The sequence below is a fragment of the Amycolatopsis regifaucium genome (genome assembly GCF_001613935.1).
In the GTDB taxonomy this organism is placed as follows: Bacteria; Actinomycetota; Actinomycetes; order Mycobacteriales; family Pseudonocardiaceae; genus Amycolatopsis; species Amycolatopsis regifaucium.
The window spans coordinates 1,067,923-1,087,425 of sequence record NZ_LQCI01000034.1; the positions used below are offsets into that span (position 1 = coordinate 1,067,923).

Below are 19,503 nucleotides of genomic sequence, written 5' to 3' on the forward strand. Positions count from 1 at the left end.
AAAGGGCCGGTCCGCGCAGGACCGGCCCTTTCCGTGCCTACTCGGCGAGCGAGATCGCCTGGCTCGGGCAGATGTGCGCGGCGGTGCGCGCGTTCTGCTCCGCGTCGCCCCCCTGAGGTTCCGGGACCAGCACGATGACCGTCCCGTCGTCCTCGCTCTGATCGAACAGATCGGGATCGGTGAGTACGCACTGGCCCGCGCCCACACACCTACCGGCGTCCGCGATGATCTTCATGGCTCCTCCTACCAGGTGACCGGAAGCGCGTGGAGGCCGTAGATCGACGAATCGTGCTTGAACGGCAGATCGTCGACCGGAACGGCGACCCGGATGTCCGGGATACGCCGGAACAACGTATCGAACACGATCTGAAGTTCCATCCGCGCCAGATTCTGGCCGAGACACTGGTGCGCCCCGAAGCCGAACGCCACATGGTGCCGTGCGCCGCGTTCGATGTCGAAGGCGTCGGGGTTCTCGAAACCCGCCGGGTCGTGGTTGCCGGCGTTGCTCAGCCCGACCACGCCCTCACCGGCGCGGATGAGCGTGCCGCCGATCTCGACGTCGGCCGTGGCGAAGCGCGAGGTGGCCGTCTCCGCGATCGTGAAGACGCGAAGGAGCTCCTCGATCGCGGGGAGCGTCTTGCCGGGGTCGGCCTTGATCTTGGCGAGCTGATCGGGGTTCTCCAGCAACGTCACCGTGCCGAGCGAGATCATGTTCGCCGTCGTCTCGTGCCCGGCGATGAGCAGCAGGAACGCCAATCCGACGAGTTCGACGTGGTCGGCTTCGCCCGTTTCCCGCTGCTTCAGGATCTGACGGCCGAGGAGGTCGTCCTCGGTGGCGTTCGCTTCCTTCTTGGTGACGAGTTCGTCGAGATAGCTCTCGAGCTGCTCGAACGCGGTCATCCGTTCTTCGGCGGTGACCTCCCGGCTGAGCATCCTGGAACTGCAGGATTGGAAGAACTCGTGGTCCGAATAGGGGACGCCGAGCAGTTCGCAGATGACCAGTGACGGCACCGGCAGCGAAAGCGCCGTGACGAGATCGGCGGGTTTGGGACCGGCGAGCAGGGCGTCGATGTGTTCGTCGACGATCTGCTGGATGCGCGGCTGCAATGCCTTCATCCGCTTGACGGTGAATTCGCCGACGACGTCCCGCCTGGCCCGGCCGTGTTCCGGTGGGTCCATCGCGATGAGGGACGGCCGGAAAGGCTTGTCCTCGCGCCGGATCTGCCGCGCCACCAGCAACGGGAACGACGGATTCTGCCGGTCGGAGCTGAAATGCGGGCTGCTCAGCATTTCGCGGATGTCTTCGAGCCTGGTCAGTGCCCACGCCGTCTGCCCGGAAGGCAGGCTGACCCGCGAAACCGGACTTTCCTCGCGAAGCTTTTCATACTCCGGAGGCGGCGAAAACGGACACTTCCGCGCCAGCGGCAGAGTTGCGGTGGTTTCCTCGACGTCGGTCATCGGGTTTGTCCTTCCCCGGGTGTCGGGTGAGTCGGGTGCTATTTCGGACAGAGGGCCCCAAAACATATGCGGATGGTTTTATTCCGCTTATGTCACCCAAGGTACTCAAGTGGAGGCGGGTCGTCCACTCGCGAAGGGGTGGTCCGTCGGGAAGCGTGAAGCGCGCGTTCGTCCGTGCGAGAATCACGGCGCCGAAGCACCCTTGAAAGGGGGAGGACATGGCAGCCGACCCCGAGACCCGCTTGCGCGCCGACGCGCGCCGGAACCGGGATCAGATCCTGGCCGCCGCGAGGGAGATCTTCGCAGCCCAAGGCGCCGAGGTCCCGATGGAAGAGATCGCGCGCGCGGCAGGCGTCGGCGTCGGCACGCTTTACCGGCGATTCCCCGATCGGGACGCGCTGATCCGGGCGGTCGCCGTCGACAACTTCGACAAGGTCCTCAAGGACGCGAAGGCGGCGAAAGACCAGGAGTCCTCGAATTGGGACGCGCTGATCCGGCTGCTGCACCAATCGATGGAACTTCAGCTGAGCGTCCAGCTCGCGATGGTGTCGCAGCGGGCGCTGGCGATCCTGAAGAGCGATCCCGCGATCAAGGCCTTGCGGGACGACCTGCTGGTGGTGCTGGGCGACTTCGTCCAGGGCGCGCAGGCGGAGGGCAAGCTGCGGACGGACGTCGCCACCGGCGATGTCGCGATGTTGTTCGCGATGTTGCTGCGGCAGATGCCCAGTAAGGGCAAAGAAGTCGCGCGGATGGCGACCCGGCGCTGCATCGGGATCATGATCGACGGCTTGCGGGCCGGGCGGAACGAGGCCTTGCCGGGCCGGGCGCTGACCAGCGCCGACCTGGACCCGAGTGGCTGAAAGTCCGTGAAGGCCTCCTTCCCTACCCTCAAAGTAGGGAAGGAGGCCTTCACGGCAAGACCGCATTTAGAGGACTAAATGCGGGAAGTGGCTAGACGCCCAGCGGGTGCCAGACGGTCTTCGCCTCCAGGTACCGGCGCAGTCGCGCGATGTCGGCGTCGGCCGTCCAGTCCGGCTCGGCGTCCGGCACGGTCAGGACACGCTTCACGGTGCCCGCGGCGTCACGCGCCAGGTCCGCCCGGGCGGACGGCTCCGCGCCTGTCGGGTCGAGAGCGTTGACGTCTCCGTGCGAGGCCAGCCACGGACCCAGCTCCGAAGCCCGGCCCGTCAGGATGTTCGCCACCCCGCCCGGCAGGTCGGACGTCGCCAGGACCTCCGACAGGGTGATCGCGGGCAGCGGCCGCTCCGCGCTGGAGACGACCACCGTCGTCGAGCCCGTCGCCAGCACCGGGGCGAGCACGCTCACCAGACCCAGCAACGACGACTGCTGCGGCGCCAGCACACCGACGACACCGGTCGGCTCGGGCACGGTGAAGGAGAAGTACGGACCCGCGACCGGGTTGGCCCCGCCGAGCACGGTCGCGATCTTGTCCGTCCAGCCCGCGTACCAGACCCAGCGGTCGATCGAAGCGTCCACAAGGGACTGTGCCTTCTTCGCCGCGATGCCTTCGGACGCGGCGACCTCCGCGATGAACTGCTCGCGGCGACCTTCCAGCATCTCCGCGACCCGGTAGAGTACCTGGCCGCGGTTGTAGGCGGTCGCCGCCGACCAGCCGCCGAAAGCCTTGCGCGCGGCGGAAACCGCGTCACGGACGTCCTTGCGGGAAGCGTGCGAGGCGTTGGCGAGGAACTTGCCCTTGCTGTCGGTGACCGGGTACACGCGGCCCGACTCCGAGCGGGGGAACTTGCCGCCGAGGTAGAGCTTGTAGGTCTTCGCCACCGAAATACGGTCAGACATCGAGGTAGGCCTCCAGTCCGGTGCGTCCGCCTTCGCGGCCGAAACCCGACTCCTGGTAGCCGCCGAACGGCGCGGCGGGATCGAAGCGGTTGAACGTGTTGGCCCAGACGACGCCGGCGCGGAGCTGGTTCGCCATCCACAAGATGCGCGAGCCCTTCTCGGTCCAGATTCCGGCGGAGAGCCCGTACGGCGTGTTGTTCGCCTTGGTGACGGCCTCCTCCGGCGTGCGGAAGGTCAGCACCGACAGGACCGGCCCGAAGATCTCCTCGCGGGCGATGCGCATCGACTGCTGCACGTCCGAGAACACCGTGGGAGCGAAGAAGAATCCGCGTTCGGGAACCGGGCACGGGCTGGTCCAGCGCTCCGCGCCTTCGGCGTCGCCGGATTCCACGAGGCCCTTGATCTTCGCGAGCTGCTCGGCGGAGTTGATCGCGCCGATGTCGGTGTTCTTGTCCAGCGGGTCGCCCAGCCGCAGCGTCGAAACGCGGTAGCGGAGCTTTTCGAGCACCTCCTCGGCGATGGACTCCTGCACCAGCAGCCGCGAGCCCGCGCAGCAGACGTGGCCCTGGTTGAAGAAGATCCCGTTGACGATCCCCTCGACGGCCTGGTCCAGCGGGGCGTCATCGAAGACGACGTTCGCCGCCTTGCCGCCCAGTTCGAGCGTCAGCTTCTTCGCGCTGCCCGCGATCTGCCGCTGGATGGCCTTGCCGACCTCGGTCGATCCGGTGAACGCGACCTTGTCGACGTCGCCGTGGCCCACCAGCGCGGCGCCGATGTCCCCGGCGCCGGGCAGGATGTTGACCACGCCGGGCGGGAGGTCGGCCTGCTGGCAGATCTCCGCGAACACGAGCGCGGTCAGCGGCGTGGTCTCCGCCGGCTTGAGCACCACGGTGTTGCCGGTGGCCAGCGCGGGCGCGATCTTCCACGCGAGCATGAGCAGCGGGAAGTTCCACGGGATGACCTGACCGGCGACCCCCAGCGGCCGCGGGTTCGGGCCGTAGCCCGCGTAGTCGAGCTTGTCGGCCCAGCCCGCGTGGTAGAAGAAGTGCGCGGCGGCCGTCGGCACGTCGGAATCGCGCGATTCCTTGATCGGCTTGCCGTTGTCGAGGCTTTCCAGCACGGCCAGTTCCCGCGACCGTTCCTGGATCAGCCGGGCGATGCGGAAGAGGTACTTGGCGCGTTCGGAGCCCGGCATCTTGGCCCAGACGCCGTTGTAGGCCTTGCGCGCGGCCTTCACCGCGGTGTCCACATCGGACACCGACGCGGTGCCGACCTCGGCGAGCACCTCTTCGGTGGCCGGGTTGATCGTCTTGAGCGGCTCACCCGAGCCGTCGACGAACTCGCCGTCGACGAACGGCCGGTAATGCGGTTTGAGGTTCGCGAGGTCGCGCGATTCGGGCGCGGGCGCGTACTCGAAGATGCCCATGGATCAGTCCACCGTCACGTAGTCGGGACCGCTGTAGTGGCCGTCGGCCTGGGTGCGGCGCTGCAGCAGGAGGTCGTTGAGCAGGCTGGACGCGCCGAACCGGAACAGGTCCGGGGTCAGCCACTGCTCGCCGGCGACCTCGTGCACCGCGACCAGGTACTTGATCGCGTCCTTGGTCGTCCGGATGCCGCCGGCGGGTTTGACGCCGCGCAGTTCACCGGTCTGGACGAACCAGTCGCGTACAGCCTGCAGCATCACGTGCGTGACCGGCAGCGTCGCGGCGGGCGAGACCTTGCCGGTGGAGGTCTTGATGAAGTCGCCACCGGCCAGCAGCGCGAGCCAGGACGCGCGGCGGACGTTGTCGTAGGTGGCCAGCTCACCGGTCTCGAGGATGACCTTCAGATGCGCGTCGCCACAGGCGGCCTTGATGGCCTGGATCTCCTCGAAGACCGCCATGAAGCGGCCCTCCAGGAAGGCGCCGCGGTCGATCACCATGTCGATCTCCGCGGCACCGGCGTCGACGGCGATCTTGGTATCGGCCAGCTTGATCTCGCGGCTCGTGCGGCCCGCCGGGAAACCGGTGGCGACACTCGCGACGTGGATGCCGGTGCCGCGCAGTGCCTCGACAGCCGTCTCGACCATGTCCGGGTACACGCAGACGGCCGCGACCTTCGGCGTGTCCGGCCGGTCCGGGTCCGGCCGCATGGCCTTCGCGGCGAGCGCGCGGACCTTGCCGCGGGTGTCGGCGCCTTCGAGGGTCGTCAAGTCGACCATCGAGATGGCGGTGTCGATCGCCCAGAGCTTGGCGGCCTTCTTGATGCTGCGCGTGCCGAGGCCCGCCGCCCGCTGCTCGACGCCGACCTGGTCGACACCAGGCAGCCCGTGCAGAAACCGGCGCAGGCTCGCCTCGTCGCGAGTCGCGTCCGCCAGCGGCGACGGGGTGGCCGTCGCCGCTGACGAGCTGGTCGTAGCTGTCATACAGGTGAGTGTAGGCGGCCTACAGGCTGGGCACCGGGGCCTGGGCGGCGGCGCGGGCGGACACCACCGGCGCGCAGAACTCGCTGATCATCGGGAGCTGGCGCTTGAGCGCGGCGTCCGGTGACGCGGTGAGGTCCACCGTGGCCAGCGTGGAGATGTTCTTGCCGGAGTCGTCGTGGAAGCTGAGGGTGTGGAAGCCCGGCAGGTCGCCGCCGTGGCCCCAGATGGAGATGTCCTCGGCGCAGGCGCCCGCGGTCTTGAGGTTCAGCTTCATCAAGCCGAGGCCGTACTCCATGCCGCCGCCGACCGGGACCGTCTTCTTCATCTGCGTCATCAGGTCGGCGGGAAGCAGACGGCCGCCGAACAGCGCCTCGAAGAAGCGGTTGAGGTCCTTGCCCGAGGACACGATGCCGCCCGCGCCGAAGTAGCGCGAGTAGTTGTAGGTGGTGACGTCGGTGAGGCCGCGCGGCGCGTCGTACAGCTGCTCGTAGCCGTGGGCGGCCGGGCGGAGCAGGAACGGGAAGTCGCGGGGGAGCGAGGTGTCGAGCAGGTGAAGCGGCCGGGTGACGCGCTCGGCCAGCACCCGTTCGAGCGGTTTCCGGGTGGTCTTTTCGACGAGCAGGCCGAGGACGTTGTAGCCGGTGTTGGAGTACGCCCAGCTGGTGCCGGGCTTGAACTGCAGCGGCTGCTTCGACGTGCTCAGCCGGATCTGGTCTTCACTGCCGAAGTGCTCGAAGCGTTCGGTGTCGACTTCCGGCCACGTCGTCCAGGTGTCCTCGGGGTGCAGGTCACGCGGGAGTCCGCTGGTGTGCTGCAGCAGCTGGCGGACGGTGACCGGCTCCGGGTACGGCAAGAGCCCCGGCAGGTAGCGCTGGACGGGTTCGTCCAGTCCCACGCGGTTTTCGGCCACGAGCTGAAGGACCAGCGTCGCGACGAACACCTTGGACACACTCGCGACCCGCCAGCGGCCTGCGGCGTTCGGTTTGCCCGGTCGGTCGATGTTCGCGACGCCGCTGACGCCGCGGAAATCGTCGGCGACGGCGACCATGCCGGGGATACCCGCGGCGACGGCCGCGTCCATCGCCCGCTGGCGCGGGTCGGCCTTTTCGGCGGCGGCCGCCGGGATGGCGGTGACGGAAAGCAGTGCGGCACAAGCGATCGCGACGAAACTTCGGCGCATGCGGTGAACCCCCAGTCCAGATCAGGCTTCCAGTTCGGGTGTGTCCTTCTTACGCGGTTTCCGCTTCACGACGACGCCGCCCCAGAACGCCAGGCCGGTGATCTTCACCGTCGGCGCTGTCGGCGGCGCCGCGGGCGTCCCGGCGCGGTCCTCCAGCTCGAAGGCGCCCATGAAGCCGATTCCGGTGACGTCCACGTTGATGTCGTCGGGCACGATGATGTCGATCCCGCCCATGATCGCGACCGCGGTGATCGTCGAATGTTTCTCGGCGAACCGCGCGTGCCGCAGGTCGAGTTCGGTGCCACCCCAGAACGCGAAGCTGTTGTGCTGCGGCGGGACCACCCAGCTGCCCTTGCGCGACGCGCCGGACAGGACGGCGATCGACGCGCCGGAGCCGGGGTGCCCGCCGATGCGGTCGTCGGGCAGGCCGAGCGCGCGCGAGGTCGACGGTTCGATCGCGGACCTGGACTGCCGAGGCAGATCCGCGGTGACCGGCTTGAGGTCGCCGACGGTTTTGGCCGCGTAGACGGTGGTGAGCCGTTCTTCCAGTTCGTTGATGGTGATGCGCCCCTCGGACATCGCCGTGTGCAGCACCTGCGCGACCTGCTCACGGTCGGCGTCGGAAATGCGCATCTGATCGGGTCCGGGTAGGGAGGGCTCTTCGCTCACGCGCAGGAGCCTAGCGCTGCCGAGAGGGCCGGGCGTCCATCTTTTGGCCGACAGTGGGATTCTGCCGTGATGGGGAACTCACTACTCGGTGCGATCGAACTGCCGGACGGCGTCAAAGTACGCGGACGGGGCCTGGGCCGTCACTGGCCGGAGGGGCCGACGCCGGATTTCGGCCTTTACTTGGGCGGCGCGAAGCTGCGCCGGAAACACGACCACAAGCTGGACTGGGACCACGAGTGGATCCGCTGGCCCGACTTCCTGCTGCCGATGGACCGGGCGGAGGCGCGGCGGCAGATCGTGGCCCTGCACGGCCGGGCCGCGGCGGGCGAGAACGTCGAGGTCGCCTGTTACGGCGGGGTGGGGCGGACCGGGACGGTGCTCTCCTGCTTGGCCACGCTTTCCGGGCTGTCCGCCGAGGAGGCCGTCGCGTGGGCGCGGGCGAACCACCACGAACGTTCGGTGGAGATGCCGTGGCAGCGCCGCTGGGTCGGCTGGTTCGCGCGGCAGACCTGACGGACTAAATTGACCGGCATGGATGTGCACGTCGTTGATCACCCGCTGGCCAAGGCCAGGCTCTCCACCATGCGCGACGCGCGCACCGACAGCGCCGCCTTCCGCGCGGCGCTGCACGAACTGACCGTCATGCTGGTCTACGAAGCCACGCGCGACATGCCCGTGCGGATCGAGCGCATCCATACGCCGGTGGCACGCACCGACGGCTACGCGCTGGCGAGTCCGCCACTGCTGGTGCCGGTGCTCCGGGCGGGGCTCGGGATGGCGGATCAGGCGCACAAGCTGATCCCCGACGCCCAGATGGGTTTCGTCGGCCTCGCCCGCGACGAAGAGACGCTCAAGCCGACGCCGTATCTGGAGTCACTGCCCGAATCGCTCGCCGAGCGGCCGGTGATGGTCCTCGACCCGATGCTGGCGACCGGCGGCTCGATGGAGTACACGATCCGGTTGCTCATCGACCGGGGCGCCACCGACGTCACCGCGATCTGCGCGCTCGCGGCGCCCGAGGGCATCGAGCACCTGGAGAAGACCGGGCTGCCGCTGCGGGTGGTGACCGCGAGCATCGACGAGCGGCTCAACGACTCCGGCTTCATCGTGCCCGGCCTCGGGGATGCTGGTGACCGGCAGTACGGCGCCGTCTGACCGCCCCGGATCGCGTTTAGCCCGCTAAACGCGATCCGGCCGGTTCGCGCGGTAGTGAAGGCCTCCTTCCCTACGCTGAAGGTAAGCAAGGAGGCCTTCACGGACTGTCAACCGAGCGAACGCGGCCCAGCTCGACGCCCCGGGTCGCGTTTAGCCCGCTGAGCGCGAGTCGTCAGCGGCGCAGCCAGCCGGAGGCGTTCGCCCGCAGCGCGGTCTCGTAGGCCTCGCTCACGGTGAACTCCTCCGGCAGGTTCCCGTTCAGCTCCAGCGACACCAGGCCGTGCACGAGCCCCCAGCAGCTCACGATGACGACCTCGGGCGGGACTTCGGCGAAGACGCCGTCGGCGACGGCCTCGCGGATCGTCTCCTCCAGGGGCGCCAGCGTGGCGCGCGCCTGCTCGGACATCTCCTCCGCCGGCTCGAAACCCGGGACCGACCTCGTGAACATGATCGCGTAGAGATGCGGGTCGGCCAGTGCGCTTTCGCGATAGGCGACGCCGAGCCGCACGAGGTCCTCGACCGGGTCGCCGGTGCGCGAAACGCCGGACATCCGGAGGCCGAAGCGCCGGAAGCCCTCGGAAAAGAGGGCGCTGACCAGATCGGTCTTCCCGCCGAAGAGGGAATAGACGGCGGTGGTGGACGTGCCGACGTCGGCGGCCAGCTTGCGGAGGCTGAGCGCCTTCGGGCCGTCGGCCGAGATGAGCTCACCGGCGCGGTCCAGTAGCTTCAGCCGGAGGTTCTCGTCGTGCGTCCTGGGGCGTGGCATGCTCCGAGCGTATCGCAACGCTGTTATCAATCGCTCGGATTCGGAGTTGACCTGGAGCGCACTCCAGGTCGTACTGTCGACGACATGAGCTACTCGATAGCGGAAGCCGCGCGACGTAGCGGGTTGTCCATCGACACCCTCAGGTACTACGAGCGCATCAAACTCGTCGAGCCCCCGGCACGGGACGCCGCGGGGCGCCGCGCCTACACCGATGAGGATCTCGGGTGGCTGGGGTTCCTGACCAAGCTGCGGTTGACGGGCATGCCCATCAAACGCATGCGGGAGTACGCCTCACTGCGCCACCACGGCGCGGCGAGCGCGGGACGGCGCAAGGCGATCCTCGTCGACCAGCGCAAATCGGTCGCCGACCGGATCGCCGAGCTGCAGACCTGCCTCGCCATCCTCGACTACAAGATCGACCACTACGACCAGGTGGAGCGCAAGGTGCTCGGCACCGGAGCCACCATGGAGGGAATTTCAGCGTGATCAGCACCAGGAGGCTCGGCGGTCTGGAAGTCGGGGCGCAAGGACTCGGCTGCATGGGGATGAGCCAGGCCTACGGCGTCCGGGACGACGACACGGAGTCGATCGCCACCGTCCACCGCGCGCTCGACCTGGGCGTCACCCTGCTCGACACCGCCGATGTCTATGGGGCGGGCGCGAACGAAGAACTGGTCGGCCGGGCGATCGAGGGCAAGCGGGACCAGGTGGTGCTGGCGACCAAGTTCGGCATCATCTGGGACAAGGACGGCGGGATGTCCGCCCGCGGGGACGCCGCTTACGTCAAGAAGAGCTGCGAAGAATCCCTTCGCAGGCTCAACGTCGACCACATCGATCTGTACTACCAGCACCGGGTCGACCCGAACACGCCGGTCGAGGAGACCTGGGGCGCGCTCGCGGGACTGGTGGACGAGGGAAAGATCCGGTTCGCCGGTATCTCCGAGGCGAGCGCCGAGACGATCCGGCGCGCGCACGCCGTCCACCCGGTCACGGCCCTGCAGAGTGAATGGTCACTGTGGACTCGCGGCATCGAAGGCGAGATCCTTTCGACCGCTCGCGAGCTGGGGATCGGCATCGTGCCGTTCTCGCCGCTCGGTCGCGGATTCCTCACCGGAAGTGTGAAGTCGGTGAAGGATCTGCCGGAAGACGACATGCGCCGCAATCTGCCGCGGTTCGCCGAAGGCAACTTCGAGCGGAACATGGCGATCGTCGAGGCGCTGCGCGCGCTGGCGGCGGAGAAGGGCGTGACGGCGGGTCAGCTGGCGCTCGCTTGGGTGCAGTCACAGGGCGACGACGTCGTGCCGATCCCGGGCACCAAGCGGCGCAAGTACCTCGAAGAGAACGTGGCGGCCGCCGGACTGGAACTGTCCGAAGTGGACATCGAGGCCATCGAGAAGGCCGCGCCGGTCGAAGCGATCGCCGGCGAACGTTACCCGGAGCGGCTCGCCCGAGCCGCGGGTAAGTAACTTCATCAAGAATTGCGAGAGAGAACATGACGGGTTCGATGCTGCCCATTCGCAGGCTCGGCACACTGGAAGTCGGTGCGCAGGGGCTCGGCTGCATGGGCATGAGCGAGTTCTACGGCCAAGGTGACGAAGCCGAATCGATCGCGACGATCCATCGCGCGATCGAGCTGGGCGTGACCCTGATCGACACGGCGGACATGTACGGCTTCGGCCGCAACGAGGAACTGGTCGGCCGCGCGCTGGCTGGCAAGCGGGACAAGGTCGTGCTCGCCACCAAATTCGGCATCGTGCGCGACGAGGCCGACCCCGGCAAGCGCGGGATCCGGGGCGACGAGTTCTATGTGCGGCAACAGGTCGAGGCCTCGCTGCGCAGGCTGAACGTCGACCACATCGATCTGTACTACCAGCACCGGGTCGACCCGAACGTGCCGATCGAGGAGACCGCGGGGGCGCTGTCCTCCCTGGTCGAGCAGGGGAAGATCCGGCACATCGGCTTGTCCGAAGCCGGTCCGGAGACGATCCGGCGGGCGCACGCCGTGCATCCGGTGACGGCGGTGCAGACGGAATGGTCGCTGTGGTCACGCGACATCGAGGACGAGGTCGCCGGAGTCTGCCGCGAGCTGGGCATCGGCCTGGTGCCGTATTCGCCGCTCGGGCGCGGGTTCCTCACCGGCCGTTTCAAGTCCAAAGAGGACTTCGCCGAGGGTGACTTCCGGCAGGCGGCGCAACCGCGCTTCGCCGACGGGAACCTCGAGCGGAACCTGGCGATCGTCGAGGCGCTGCGGGCCCTCGCCGAGCGAAAGGGGGTCACCGCGGGGCAGCTGGCGCTGGCGTGGGTGCAGGCGCAAGGCGAGGACGTCGTGCCGATCCCGGGTACGAAGCGGCGCAAGTACCTCGAAGAGAACGTCGCGGCTGTCGGCTTGAAGCTGACGGTTGAAGACATGGCCGAGATCGAAGAAGCGGTACCGGCCGACGCGGTGGCCGGGCAGCGCTATCCCGACGAGGGCATGAAGCTGCTGTCGCGCTGAGGGGTTCGGCGAGTTCCGTGAAGGCCTCCTTCCCTACCTTGAGGGTAGGGAAGGAGGCCTTCACGGAACTCAGGTTCAGAGCAGGGAAGTGACCGTCGAAACCGCTTCGTCGACGGTCACGGTCCGCTGCTCGCGGGTGGCGAGGCTGCGGACCGTCACGTTCCCGGCGTCCCAGTCCTCCTGGCCGACGATGACCACGGCCCGCGCCCCGGACTTGTCGGCCCGGGTGAGTTCCTTGCCCAGCTTGCGGAGCTCGATGGGCGTGGACGTCCGCAGACCGGCCTTGCGCAGCCGCCCGGCGACGTCGCGCGCGGCGTCGGTGAGCTCTTCGACCACCGGGATCACCACGACATCGGCTTCGCTGCGCGGTTTCGGCGTCAGTTCGTGGGTGTCGAGGAAGTCGATCAGCGTGACGTCGCCCATGCCGAAGCCGATCCCGGGGATCTGCTGCGACGTGAACATCGACGCCAGGTCGCTGTACCGGCCGCCGCCGAAGAGGGCCCGGCGGTTCTCCGGTGAGGTGTCGAAGACCTCGAACACGGTCGACGTGTAGTACGCGAGCCCGCGCACGATCATCGGATCGAATTCGATCAGGTCCGCGGCGCCGCCGGCGAGCACCTTCACCAGGTTCGAGTTCTCCTTGACCTGCTCCGGAAGCTCGTCGAGCAAAGCCGTGCCGGACGACAGGATCTCGGTCAGTTTCTCGAACTGCTTGTCGGTCAGGCCAGCTTCGGCCGCGCTGTCGCTCAGCTTCGTGCGGTCCGCCTTCTCCCAGCGGTCCACCAGGGTGAACACCTGCGGCAACTGCTCGGGCGTCACCCCGACGATGTCGGTGAGCGCCGACGACAGCAGGTTCCGGTCGTTGGCCCGCACCTGGAACATCTCCGGGGTGGCCCCGAGCGCGCCCATCATGTCGTGGATGAGCTCGAAGATCTCGATCTCGGAGTTCGCGCTGTCCGAACCGAAGATGTCCGCGTTGATCTGCCAGTGCTCGCGGACCCGGCCACGCTGCGGCCGTTCGTAGCGGTGGCAGTTCGGGTGGCTGTACCAGCGCACCGGGAACTGCAGCGACTTCGCGTTGCCCGCGATCATCCTGGCGACCGACGGCGTCATCTCCGGACGCAGCGCGAGCCGCTCGCCGCCCTTGGTGGTCAGCGTGTACAGCTGCTGGTCCGCGATCTCCTGCCCGGACTTCCGTTCGTAGATCTCGGCGGGTTCGAGGATCGGCCCGTCGTAGCGGAGGAAGCCGCGGAGTTCGAGCACGTCGTAGAGATGGCCGAACACCTGCGTCCGGACGGACATCTCGGCGGGCAGGAAGTCGCGGGTCCCCTTGACCGGGGCTGTCGGCAGGTATTCAGGCACGTCAGCAAGCTTAACGAGCCGCCTCCGGCGGTTTTGTCAGGGGAAGGCCACGCCGTACGCGGTGGTCAGGATCGCCGCTCCGAGCAGGACCGCTCCGGCACCGGTGACCCGTCCGCCGAGTTCGCCCTTGCCCGGCGCCAGGTGCAGGAAGAAGCCGCCGGACTGGGCGAGGACGCCGAACAGCAGCAGGAAGCAGACGATCCACCGCGCGGTGACCGAGAGCCCGGTCTGTCCGAGGATCTGCAGCGCGACCAGCGCCAGTACCAGCAGGACACCGGCGTGGGCATGGCCGGCGCGGAACATCCCGCGCTGGTGCTCGGTCAGTTTCTTCTCGCGCAGGACGCCCATCAGCGCGTAGCCGCCGTACATCACCGTCGGCAGCGAAACGAGCGCGATCGCCGTGAACAGTCTGATCGGGCCTTCCATGGTTCTTCCCTTCGTGGGGTGGAGACGAAGGCAAAGATAACACTGTTTTAAAACGATGTCATCAAAGTGGGTGTCCCACTTTCGGGAATCAGGCTCGGGAACCGCGTGCGAGGACCAGACGGACGTGCCGCAGGGCGGACAGGTCGGCGAGCGGATCGCCGTCGACGACCAGGACGTCGGCGCTCAGACCGGGAGCGAGCCGTCCGGTGACGTCGCCGAGCCCGAGCCCGGCGGCGCTGTCCTCGGTCGCGATCTCCAGGATCCGGCGACGGCCGAAGCCCAGCCATTCGTAGAGTTCGAGCGCGCCGACGGGATCGTCGAAGACCGAACCGGGCAGTCCGGCGTCCGTCCCGGCTAGCAGCGGGACGCCCAGCTCCTCCAGCCAGGACAGCCGTCCGTAGACGTTCTTCGCCAGCTCCTCGCCCATGCGCTCGGCCAGCATCCGCCAGTTGCGGCTGCTGGTCGAACACGCCGCGATACCTTCGGCGGCCATCCGCTTGGCGACGCCTTCGCGTCTGTCCTGCCGCTGCGGCCCGGTCATCCAGGTGCAGTGCTCGATCGTGCGGACCCCGGCTTCGACCGACGCCTCGATCGCGTCGGCGCCATGGGCGTGCGCGGCGACCGGAAGCCCGTGGCGTGCCGCGTGGTCGACGATCAGACGGAGCGCGCGAACGTCGAACTGGGATTCCCACATGTCCGCGCCGCCTTCGGTGATCTGGCCACCGCCGGCCATCACCTTGACGACGTCGGCGCCCGCGGCCGCGTTCGCGTCGATCAACCCGCGGATGGCGTCGTCGTCGTCGACCTCGCCGCCGAAGAAATGGCAGTGTCCACCTGGGACGGTCAGCGGGGCGCCCGCGGTCAGCAGACGCGGGGCCGTCACGCCTTCGGTTTCGAGTTCCGCCCGGACCCGCGCGCCGAGGGCGTTCCGATCGCCGAGGTCCCGCACCGTCGTGACCCCGCCGCGCAACAGCTGAGCCAGGCGTTCCCGCGCGCCCGCGCGCAAGGCGGCGTCGTCGCTCGCCAGGAAGTTCGGAAGCATCTCGCGGGTGGCGTCGAAAGCCAGGTGTACGTGGGCGTTGAACAGGCCCGGCAGCAGTGTCGCGCCGGGGAAGTCGAGCTTTTCGGCGTCCGGTGACGCCTGTGCGGCGACCTCCGCGCGCGGGCCGGCCGCGAGGATCCGGTCGCCGTCGACGAGAACGGCGCCGTCTTCCACGGGCGTGCTCGGCCGCGGCAGGATCCGGCTCGCTGTCAGCAAAAGCTGCAAGGTCATGCCTCGTTCCGGGAGATCGCGGCCGAAAGCGCGAGCAACGGCCGCACGTCGGATTCGATGTCCGCGCCACCGCCGGGAAGCACGAGTTTCGCCCGCCCGTCGGTCTCTTCACCGGCGGCTTGCCTGGCGATCGCCGTCTTCAGTGCCTCCGCCGCCGCCAAGGGGTCGTCGACGGCGAGCGCGGTGAGGTCGGTTTCGAGATATGGGCTCAGCTGCACGAGTCCGTCCCGGATCTCGATCACCCGGCGGTAGTAATGGCGATGGACCGTGCGCGGGCGCCAGCGCTCCCACGGCCCCTGAGGCGTGCTCCGGAGCACGATGTTCGGATAGATCTCGGCCAGCACGGTCCAGAGGGGGGTGAGCCGCTCGTGGTGGAGCCGATGCTGGCGACGGCGGCGCAGCGCGGCGAACCGGGCGCGGGCGCCGGGATAGGTGATGCCCGCGAGGAAGAGCACGATGCCGAGGATCACCAGCGGGACGGCGACGGTGAGCAGAATCGGGACCGACGGCCCGAACGCCCAGGCGATGACGATGTAGAGCGCGCGGAAGACGCTGCCCGCCGACAGGCAGATCAGTCCGGCGGCGCCGAGTTTCAACCCGGTCCGCAGATGCCGGTCCGCGGTACGGATGTACCGGAAGATCCACCAGGCACAGGCGGCGAGGCCGTAGATCAGGTACAGCCCCGCCCCGAGGTAGAACAGCGCGACACCGGGCTCGTGCACGAGTTTCGGGCTCAGCGCGAGCCCGCGTTTCTCCGGCGGGGTGATGGCCATGGCGACCAGCATCAGCGCGATCGCGCCGGACAGCGGGACCAGTTCGAAGAGGACCCGTCGTGGCCTGCGCGGACCCAGCGCGGAGCCGAGGAAGACGAGCAACAGCGCGCAGACCCCGAAGGCGAGCAGAACGTTGTTGACCAGACGTCCGGTGCCCTTGCCTGCCAGCCCGTCGAGCCAGCCGGAGATGACCTTCTGCTGGGCGAGGAACGAACCGGCGACACAGACGATCGTGACGGTGATCGCCCAGTTCGGGAGCACCCGCGGCGCCCGGTACGTCTGGTAGATCCGCCAGGCGAGCGCGGTCGCGAACAGCGCCATCGCCACGATGTTGACGGGAGAGAACAGCGCGTTCACAGCCACCCTTGATGGTCGCCCAGCGCGCCTTGGACGCGGCGGACGTCATCGTCGTCGGCGCGACGGGGGATCGTGTAGTTCAAGACCGACGCCCATTCGAGGATGATGGTCGCCACGGTCTCGGCTTCCCATTCGTGCGCCTCATCGTAGGAAGTGCGGCGTAACGCGCGATGGACGGCGTCGCCGTCGAGGTCCGGTGCCGGGCCGCGCAGGAAGTCGGCGGGTTCGGCGTCGCCGCCGGGGTGGTGATCGGCGAGCATGTGCCCGAGTTCGTGCAGGATGATGTGATCCTGATGGGACTTCGTGGTCTCCTGCTGGAAGAAGATGTAGTCCGCCGTCGAGGTGGCGATCCAGCAACCGAACGGGCCGGGCACCTCCAGCGGATACGGCATCAGCCGGATCGGCCTGCCCCGCTGATCGCCGAGCCGCTCGCACAGCACGCCGACGTCGAGCGGCGGTTCGATGTCGAGCTTGTTCAGCATCTTCCGGCAGCGTTTGCGGAGCTCGCGTTCCTTCATCGGCTTTCGCCAGGCCGGTCACGTTCGGCGGCACGTTCGTACCGTTCGACGAGTTCCAGCAGGTCCATGACCTGGCGTCGGCCCTGCGGGGAAAGCTCCTGCGCGCGCATGGCCATGAGCTTCGCCTCTCCGACGGGTTGCGGTTCCTGGTCGTCGAAGAAGTAGGTGACCGGGACGCCGAAGAGCCTCGCGAGAGCCTCGACGTAGTGGATCTTCGGATTGATCCGCTTGCCGGTGGCGAGCTGCTGGAGATACGCGGGCGACATCGCGGGGCCGCCCGCGCGGTCGATCGCCGCGGACAGTTCGCGATAACTGTGCGGGGCACCCTCGTCGGCGCGCACCGAATCGATCAGCGCGCTGAGTTTCTCGGCGAAGGTCTGGTGCGGCGACATGACCCCCCGTTCGTTTTTCATCGTCCCGTTCCGTAGTGGGAGTGTAACGCGATCCGCCCTGTCCGCAGCTGTTGACAGCGCCTGTATGCAGTGGTTTACAGTTGTCAAGCGGTTTCGGACCGTGCCCAGGCCTCTCTCTCCGGAATCTGTGCCCTGGGGGTGCACGGACTACGGAGTGAGAGGCGTTTTTCCAGGTGGGTGCACAAGATCGTGCCGGGTGTAGTACGCTGCGGTAGTCAAGGTCGATCGCCATTACGGCGAACCCTTGGCTTAGGCCTGTTGCCGGAGGTCGACCCCCAGGGCTTCCGGTGACAGGCCCCTTACTTTTCCGGGGTCTTTCGCATTCAGAGGACTAAACGCGCGGCGAGGGTGCCGCCGAGTTCGAAACAAGCCTCCAGCTCCGCTTTGCCCGGTTCGCCGGTGACGAGCACCGGGGCGGCGGCGAGTTCCCAGCCGAGGCCGGTGGTGATGCTCTCGATCCCGCGCACGGTTCCCGCGGTGTCGTTGTTGCCGTGCACGAAGAACCCGAACGGGCGTCCCCGCGTGGCGTCCAGGCACGGGTAATAGACGGTGTCGAAGAAGTGCTTCAGCGCCCCCGACATGTAACCGAGGTTCGCCGGAGTGCCGAGCAGGTATCCGTCGGCTTCGAGGACGTCGGGCACCGTCGCGGCCAGCGCCGGACGGCGCACGACGTCGACGCCCTCGATGTCCGGATGCTTCGCGCCGGAGAGCACGGCCTCGAACATCGCCTGCGTCGAGGGCGACGGCGTGTGGTGGACGATCAGCAGCTTCGCCATGGACCGATTGTCAGGCCAGCCGGGCCTCGATGTCGGCCCGGAGGGCGGCCAGCCGGGTCTCCGCGGTGGCGCGTGCTTCGGCGAGGTCGCCGGAAACCGGCTGCTTCACCTGGAGATACGCCTTCAGCTTCGGCTCGGTTCCCGACGGTCTGATCACGACGCGCAGACCTTCACCGGTCAGGCGGAGGACGTCGGCGCCGGGCCGGAGATCCTCCATCGTGACGTCGGTGCCCGCCACCGCCGCCGGGGGAGCGGCGCGCAGGCCGGCCATCAGCTTCTCCCGCACCGACAGGTCGGTGACCCGCAGCGAGACCTGATCCGTCACGTGTACCCCGTGCCGCACGGCCAGTTCGTCGAGGACGTCCAGCGGCCCGCGGCCCGCCGCGCGCAGGGAGGCGGCCAGCCCGGCGGCGAACACGGCGGCGGAGATGCCGTCCTTGTCCCGCACGAAATGGGGGTTCACGCAGAGGCCGAGCGCTTCTTCGTAGGCGAACACGAGCCTCTCGCCCGCGCGGACCAGCCACTTGAACCCGGTCAAGGTCTCCGCGTAGCGCGCCCCGAAGTCCGTCGCGATCTCACCGAGCATCGACGACGACACGATCGTCGTGGCCACCAACGGGTCTTCGGTGTCCACAGTGGACAGAATATGCCAGCCGAGCAGGACGCCGGTTTCGTCGCCCCGCAGCATCCGCCACGAACCGTCCCGCTCGCGTACGCCCAGCGCGCATCGGTCGGCGTCGGGGTCGAGCGCGACAGCCAGATCGGCGTCCACTTCGGACGCCAGCGCCAGCAAGAGGTCCGTCGCGCCCGGTTCTTCCGGGTTCGGGAAGGAGACCGTCGGGAAGTCCGGATCCGGTGTCGCCTGCTCGGTCACCTGATGCAGATCGGTGAACCCGGCGCGGTCGAACGCCGCGCGCAGGGTCTCCGCGCCGACGCCGTGCAGCGCCGTCGCGGCGACCTTGATCTCCCGTTCCGTGCCGCGGGGGAGGAGCGCGACCTTGTCGAGGTAGGCGTCCAGGAGTTCGTCGCCCAGTACCTCGGCGCCGGGCGCGCGCGGTACGCCGATCGCGGGGGAAGCGGCTTCGATGGCCTGCTCGATCTGACCGTCCGACGGCGGGACGATCTGGCCGCCGGTCGCGTCGTAAAGCTTGTAACCGTTGTCGGCGGGCGGATTGTGCGATGCGGTGAGCTGGATGCCGGCGACCGCGCCGAGTTCCAGCACGGCGAACGCGAGCACCGGAGTGGGCAGCGGCCTCGGAAGCACCTTCACCGCGAATCCGGCGGCCGTCAGCACTTCGGCGGCGGCCGAGGCGAAGGCTTCCGAACCGTGCCGCGCGTCGCGGCCGACCACCACGACGCCGCCCGAATGTCCTCGCGCGCTCAGCCAGGCCGCGACCCCGGCCGTCGTGCGCGTCACGACCGCGACGTTCATTCCGTTGGGACCCGCGCGCACGGGACCGCGCAACCCGGCCGTGCCGAACTCGAGCGGACCGGCCATCCGGTCCGCGAGTTCGTCCGCCGCGTCGGCTTCGCCGCCCATCGCGCGGGCGAGGATGTTCTGCAGTTCGACGCGGGAACCGTCGTCCGGATCGTCGGCGATCCAGCGGAAAGCCCGATCCCGGAGAGCCGGGGTCAAGGAAGTCGTCACCGAGCCAGCCTAC

The 19,503-nt window shown here is 68.4% G+C and carries 22 protein-coding genes; 6 read left to right on the plus strand and 16 right to left on the minus strand.

What is annotated here, in order from left to right; translation table 11 throughout:
* Positions 1–37: 37 nt before the first annotated feature.
* On the minus strand, positions 38–235 hold the full coding sequence (locus AVL48_RS29020) for a ferredoxin (protein ID WP_061983476.1): 198 nt from the start codon (positions 233–235) through the stop codon (positions 38–40).
* Positions 236–243: 8 nt separating this feature from the next.
* Complete coding sequence (locus AVL48_RS29025; RefSeq protein WP_061983477.1) at positions 244–1,458, minus strand: cytochrome P450; 1,215 nt, start codon at positions 1,456–1,458, stop codon at positions 244–246.
* 218 nt (positions 1,459–1,676) lie between these two features.
* Here AVL48_RS29025 and AVL48_RS29030 point away from each other — a divergent pair, with 218 nt between their 5' ends.
* A complete protein-coding gene (locus AVL48_RS29030; RefSeq protein WP_061983478.1) occupies positions 1,677–2,318 on the plus strand; it encodes a TetR/AcrR family transcriptional regulator in 642 nt (213 codons plus the stop codon).
* A gap of 91 nt (positions 2,319–2,409) precedes the next feature.
* Here the strand turns inward: AVL48_RS29030 and AVL48_RS29035 are convergent, their stop codons facing one another.
* Genes AVL48_RS29035 through AVL48_RS29055 form a run of 5 tightly spaced genes read right to left on the minus strand, consistent with a single transcriptional unit; the run spans position 2,410 to position 7,493 of the window.
* Positions 2,410–3,276, minus strand: coding sequence for an aldehyde dehydrogenase family protein (locus AVL48_RS29035; RefSeq protein WP_061983479.1), 867 nt, complete (start codon positions 3,274–3,276; stop codon positions 2,410–2,412).
* Positions 3,269–4,702: an aldehyde dehydrogenase family protein gene (locus AVL48_RS29040; protein WP_061983480.1), complete on the minus strand. Its 1,434-nt coding sequence runs from the start codon at positions 4,700–4,702 to the stop codon at positions 3,269–3,271. Before AVL48_RS29040 ends, AVL48_RS29035 begins: the two co-directional genes overlap by 8 nt.
* Positions 4,703–4,705: 3 nt before the next feature.
* A complete protein-coding gene (deoC, locus tag AVL48_RS29045) occupies positions 4,706–5,680 on the minus strand; it encodes a deoxyribose-phosphate aldolase (RefSeq protein ID WP_061983481.1) in 975 nt (324 codons plus the stop codon).
* A 19-nt stretch (positions 5,681–5,699) separates the two neighbouring features.
* Entirely contained in the window at positions 5,700–6,860 is a 1,161-nt protein-coding gene (locus AVL48_RS29050; RefSeq protein WP_061983482.1) for a serine hydrolase domain-containing protein, read from the minus strand.
* Between the two features lie 21 nt (positions 6,861–6,881).
* Entirely contained in the window at positions 6,882–7,493 is a 612-nt protein-coding gene (locus AVL48_RS29055) for a DUF1707 SHOCT-like domain-containing protein (RefSeq protein WP_061983483.1), read from the minus strand.
* Between the two features lie 105 nt (positions 7,494–7,598).
* Here AVL48_RS29055 and AVL48_RS29060 point away from each other — a divergent pair, with 105 nt between their 5' ends.
* Together AVL48_RS29060 and upp are read left to right on the plus strand one after the other, a co-directional pair.
* Positions 7,599–8,042, plus strand: a complete 444-nt coding sequence (locus AVL48_RS29060) for a protein-tyrosine phosphatase family protein (protein WP_061983484.1) — start codon at positions 7,599–7,601, stop codon at positions 8,040–8,042.
* Between the two features lie 18 nt (positions 8,043–8,060).
* Positions 8,061–8,684 (plus strand): uracil phosphoribosyltransferase, encoded by a 624-nt coding sequence (gene upp / locus AVL48_RS29065; protein ID WP_061983485.1) that lies wholly within the window; start codon positions 8,061–8,063, stop codon positions 8,682–8,684.
* A gap of 172 nt (positions 8,685–8,856) precedes the next feature.
* On the opposite strand, the gene AVL48_RS29070 is transcribed toward upp, so the two are convergent.
* Complete coding sequence (locus AVL48_RS29070) at positions 8,857–9,450, minus strand: TetR/AcrR family transcriptional regulator (protein ID WP_061983486.1); 594 nt, start codon at positions 9,448–9,450, stop codon at positions 8,857–8,859.
* A gap of 84 nt (positions 9,451–9,534) precedes the next feature.
* Here AVL48_RS29070 and AVL48_RS29075 point away from each other — a divergent pair, with 84 nt between their 5' ends.
* From AVL48_RS29075 to AVL48_RS29085, 3 genes are read left to right on the plus strand one after another with little or no spacing between them, the layout of a single operon-like run.
* Positions 9,535–9,936, plus strand: coding sequence for a MerR family transcriptional regulator (locus tag AVL48_RS29075; RefSeq protein ID WP_061983487.1), 402 nt, complete (start codon positions 9,535–9,537; stop codon positions 9,934–9,936).
* On the plus strand, positions 9,933–10,916 hold the full coding sequence (locus tag AVL48_RS29080; RefSeq protein ID WP_061983488.1) for an aldo/keto reductase: 984 nt from the start codon (positions 9,933–9,935) through the stop codon (positions 10,914–10,916). Before AVL48_RS29075 ends, AVL48_RS29080 begins: the two co-directional genes overlap by 4 nt.
* Before the next feature lie 26 nt (positions 10,917–10,942).
* Complete coding sequence (locus tag AVL48_RS29085; RefSeq protein ID WP_082857786.1) at positions 10,943–11,944, plus strand: aldo/keto reductase; 1,002 nt, start codon at positions 10,943–10,945, stop codon at positions 11,942–11,944.
* 75 nt (positions 11,945–12,019) lie between these two features.
* Here AVL48_RS29085 and hisS read toward each other — a convergent pair whose 3' ends face one another.
* The 8 genes from hisS to AVL48_RS29125 form a co-directional block, all read right to left on the minus strand.
* Positions 12,020–13,306: a histidine--tRNA ligase gene (gene hisS, locus AVL48_RS29090; protein WP_061983489.1), complete on the minus strand. Its 1,287-nt coding sequence runs from the start codon at positions 13,304–13,306 to the stop codon at positions 12,020–12,022.
* Between the two features lie 36 nt (positions 13,307–13,342).
* Positions 13,343–13,732 (minus strand): hypothetical protein, encoded by a 390-nt coding sequence (locus AVL48_RS29095; RefSeq protein WP_061983490.1) that lies wholly within the window; start codon positions 13,730–13,732, stop codon positions 13,343–13,345.
* Positions 13,733–13,820: 88 nt separating this feature from the next.
* The gene (locus AVL48_RS29100; RefSeq protein WP_061983491.1) at positions 13,821–15,005 is read right to left on the minus strand and encodes an amidohydrolase family protein; all 1,185 of its coding nucleotides are present in this window, start codon (positions 15,003–15,005) and stop codon (positions 13,821–13,823) included.
* Complete coding sequence (locus AVL48_RS29105; RefSeq protein WP_061983492.1) at positions 15,002–16,135, minus strand: MAB_1171c family putative transporter; 1,134 nt, start codon at positions 16,133–16,135, stop codon at positions 15,002–15,004. The genes AVL48_RS29100 and AVL48_RS29105 overlap by 4 nt, the downstream gene beginning before the upstream one ends.
* Positions 16,132–16,653 (minus strand): hypothetical protein, encoded by a 522-nt coding sequence (locus AVL48_RS29110; RefSeq protein WP_061983493.1) that lies wholly within the window; start codon positions 16,651–16,653, stop codon positions 16,132–16,134. The genes AVL48_RS29105 and AVL48_RS29110 overlap by 4 nt, the downstream gene beginning before the upstream one ends.
* Positions 16,650–17,045: a helix-turn-helix domain-containing protein gene (locus tag AVL48_RS29115; RefSeq protein WP_061983575.1), complete on the minus strand. Its 396-nt coding sequence runs from the start codon at positions 17,043–17,045 to the stop codon at positions 16,650–16,652. Before AVL48_RS29115 ends, AVL48_RS29110 begins: the two co-directional genes overlap by 4 nt.
* A 344-nt stretch (positions 17,046–17,389) precedes the next feature.
* Positions 17,390–17,842 (minus strand): flavodoxin family protein, encoded by a 453-nt coding sequence (locus AVL48_RS29120; RefSeq protein ID WP_061983494.1) that lies wholly within the window; start codon positions 17,840–17,842, stop codon positions 17,390–17,392.
* Between the two features lie 10 nt (positions 17,843–17,852).
* Positions 17,853–19,490: a phospho-sugar mutase gene (locus AVL48_RS29125; protein WP_061983495.1), complete on the minus strand. Its 1,638-nt coding sequence runs from the start codon at positions 19,488–19,490 to the stop codon at positions 17,853–17,855.
* Positions 19,491–19,503 lie beyond the last annotated feature (13 nt).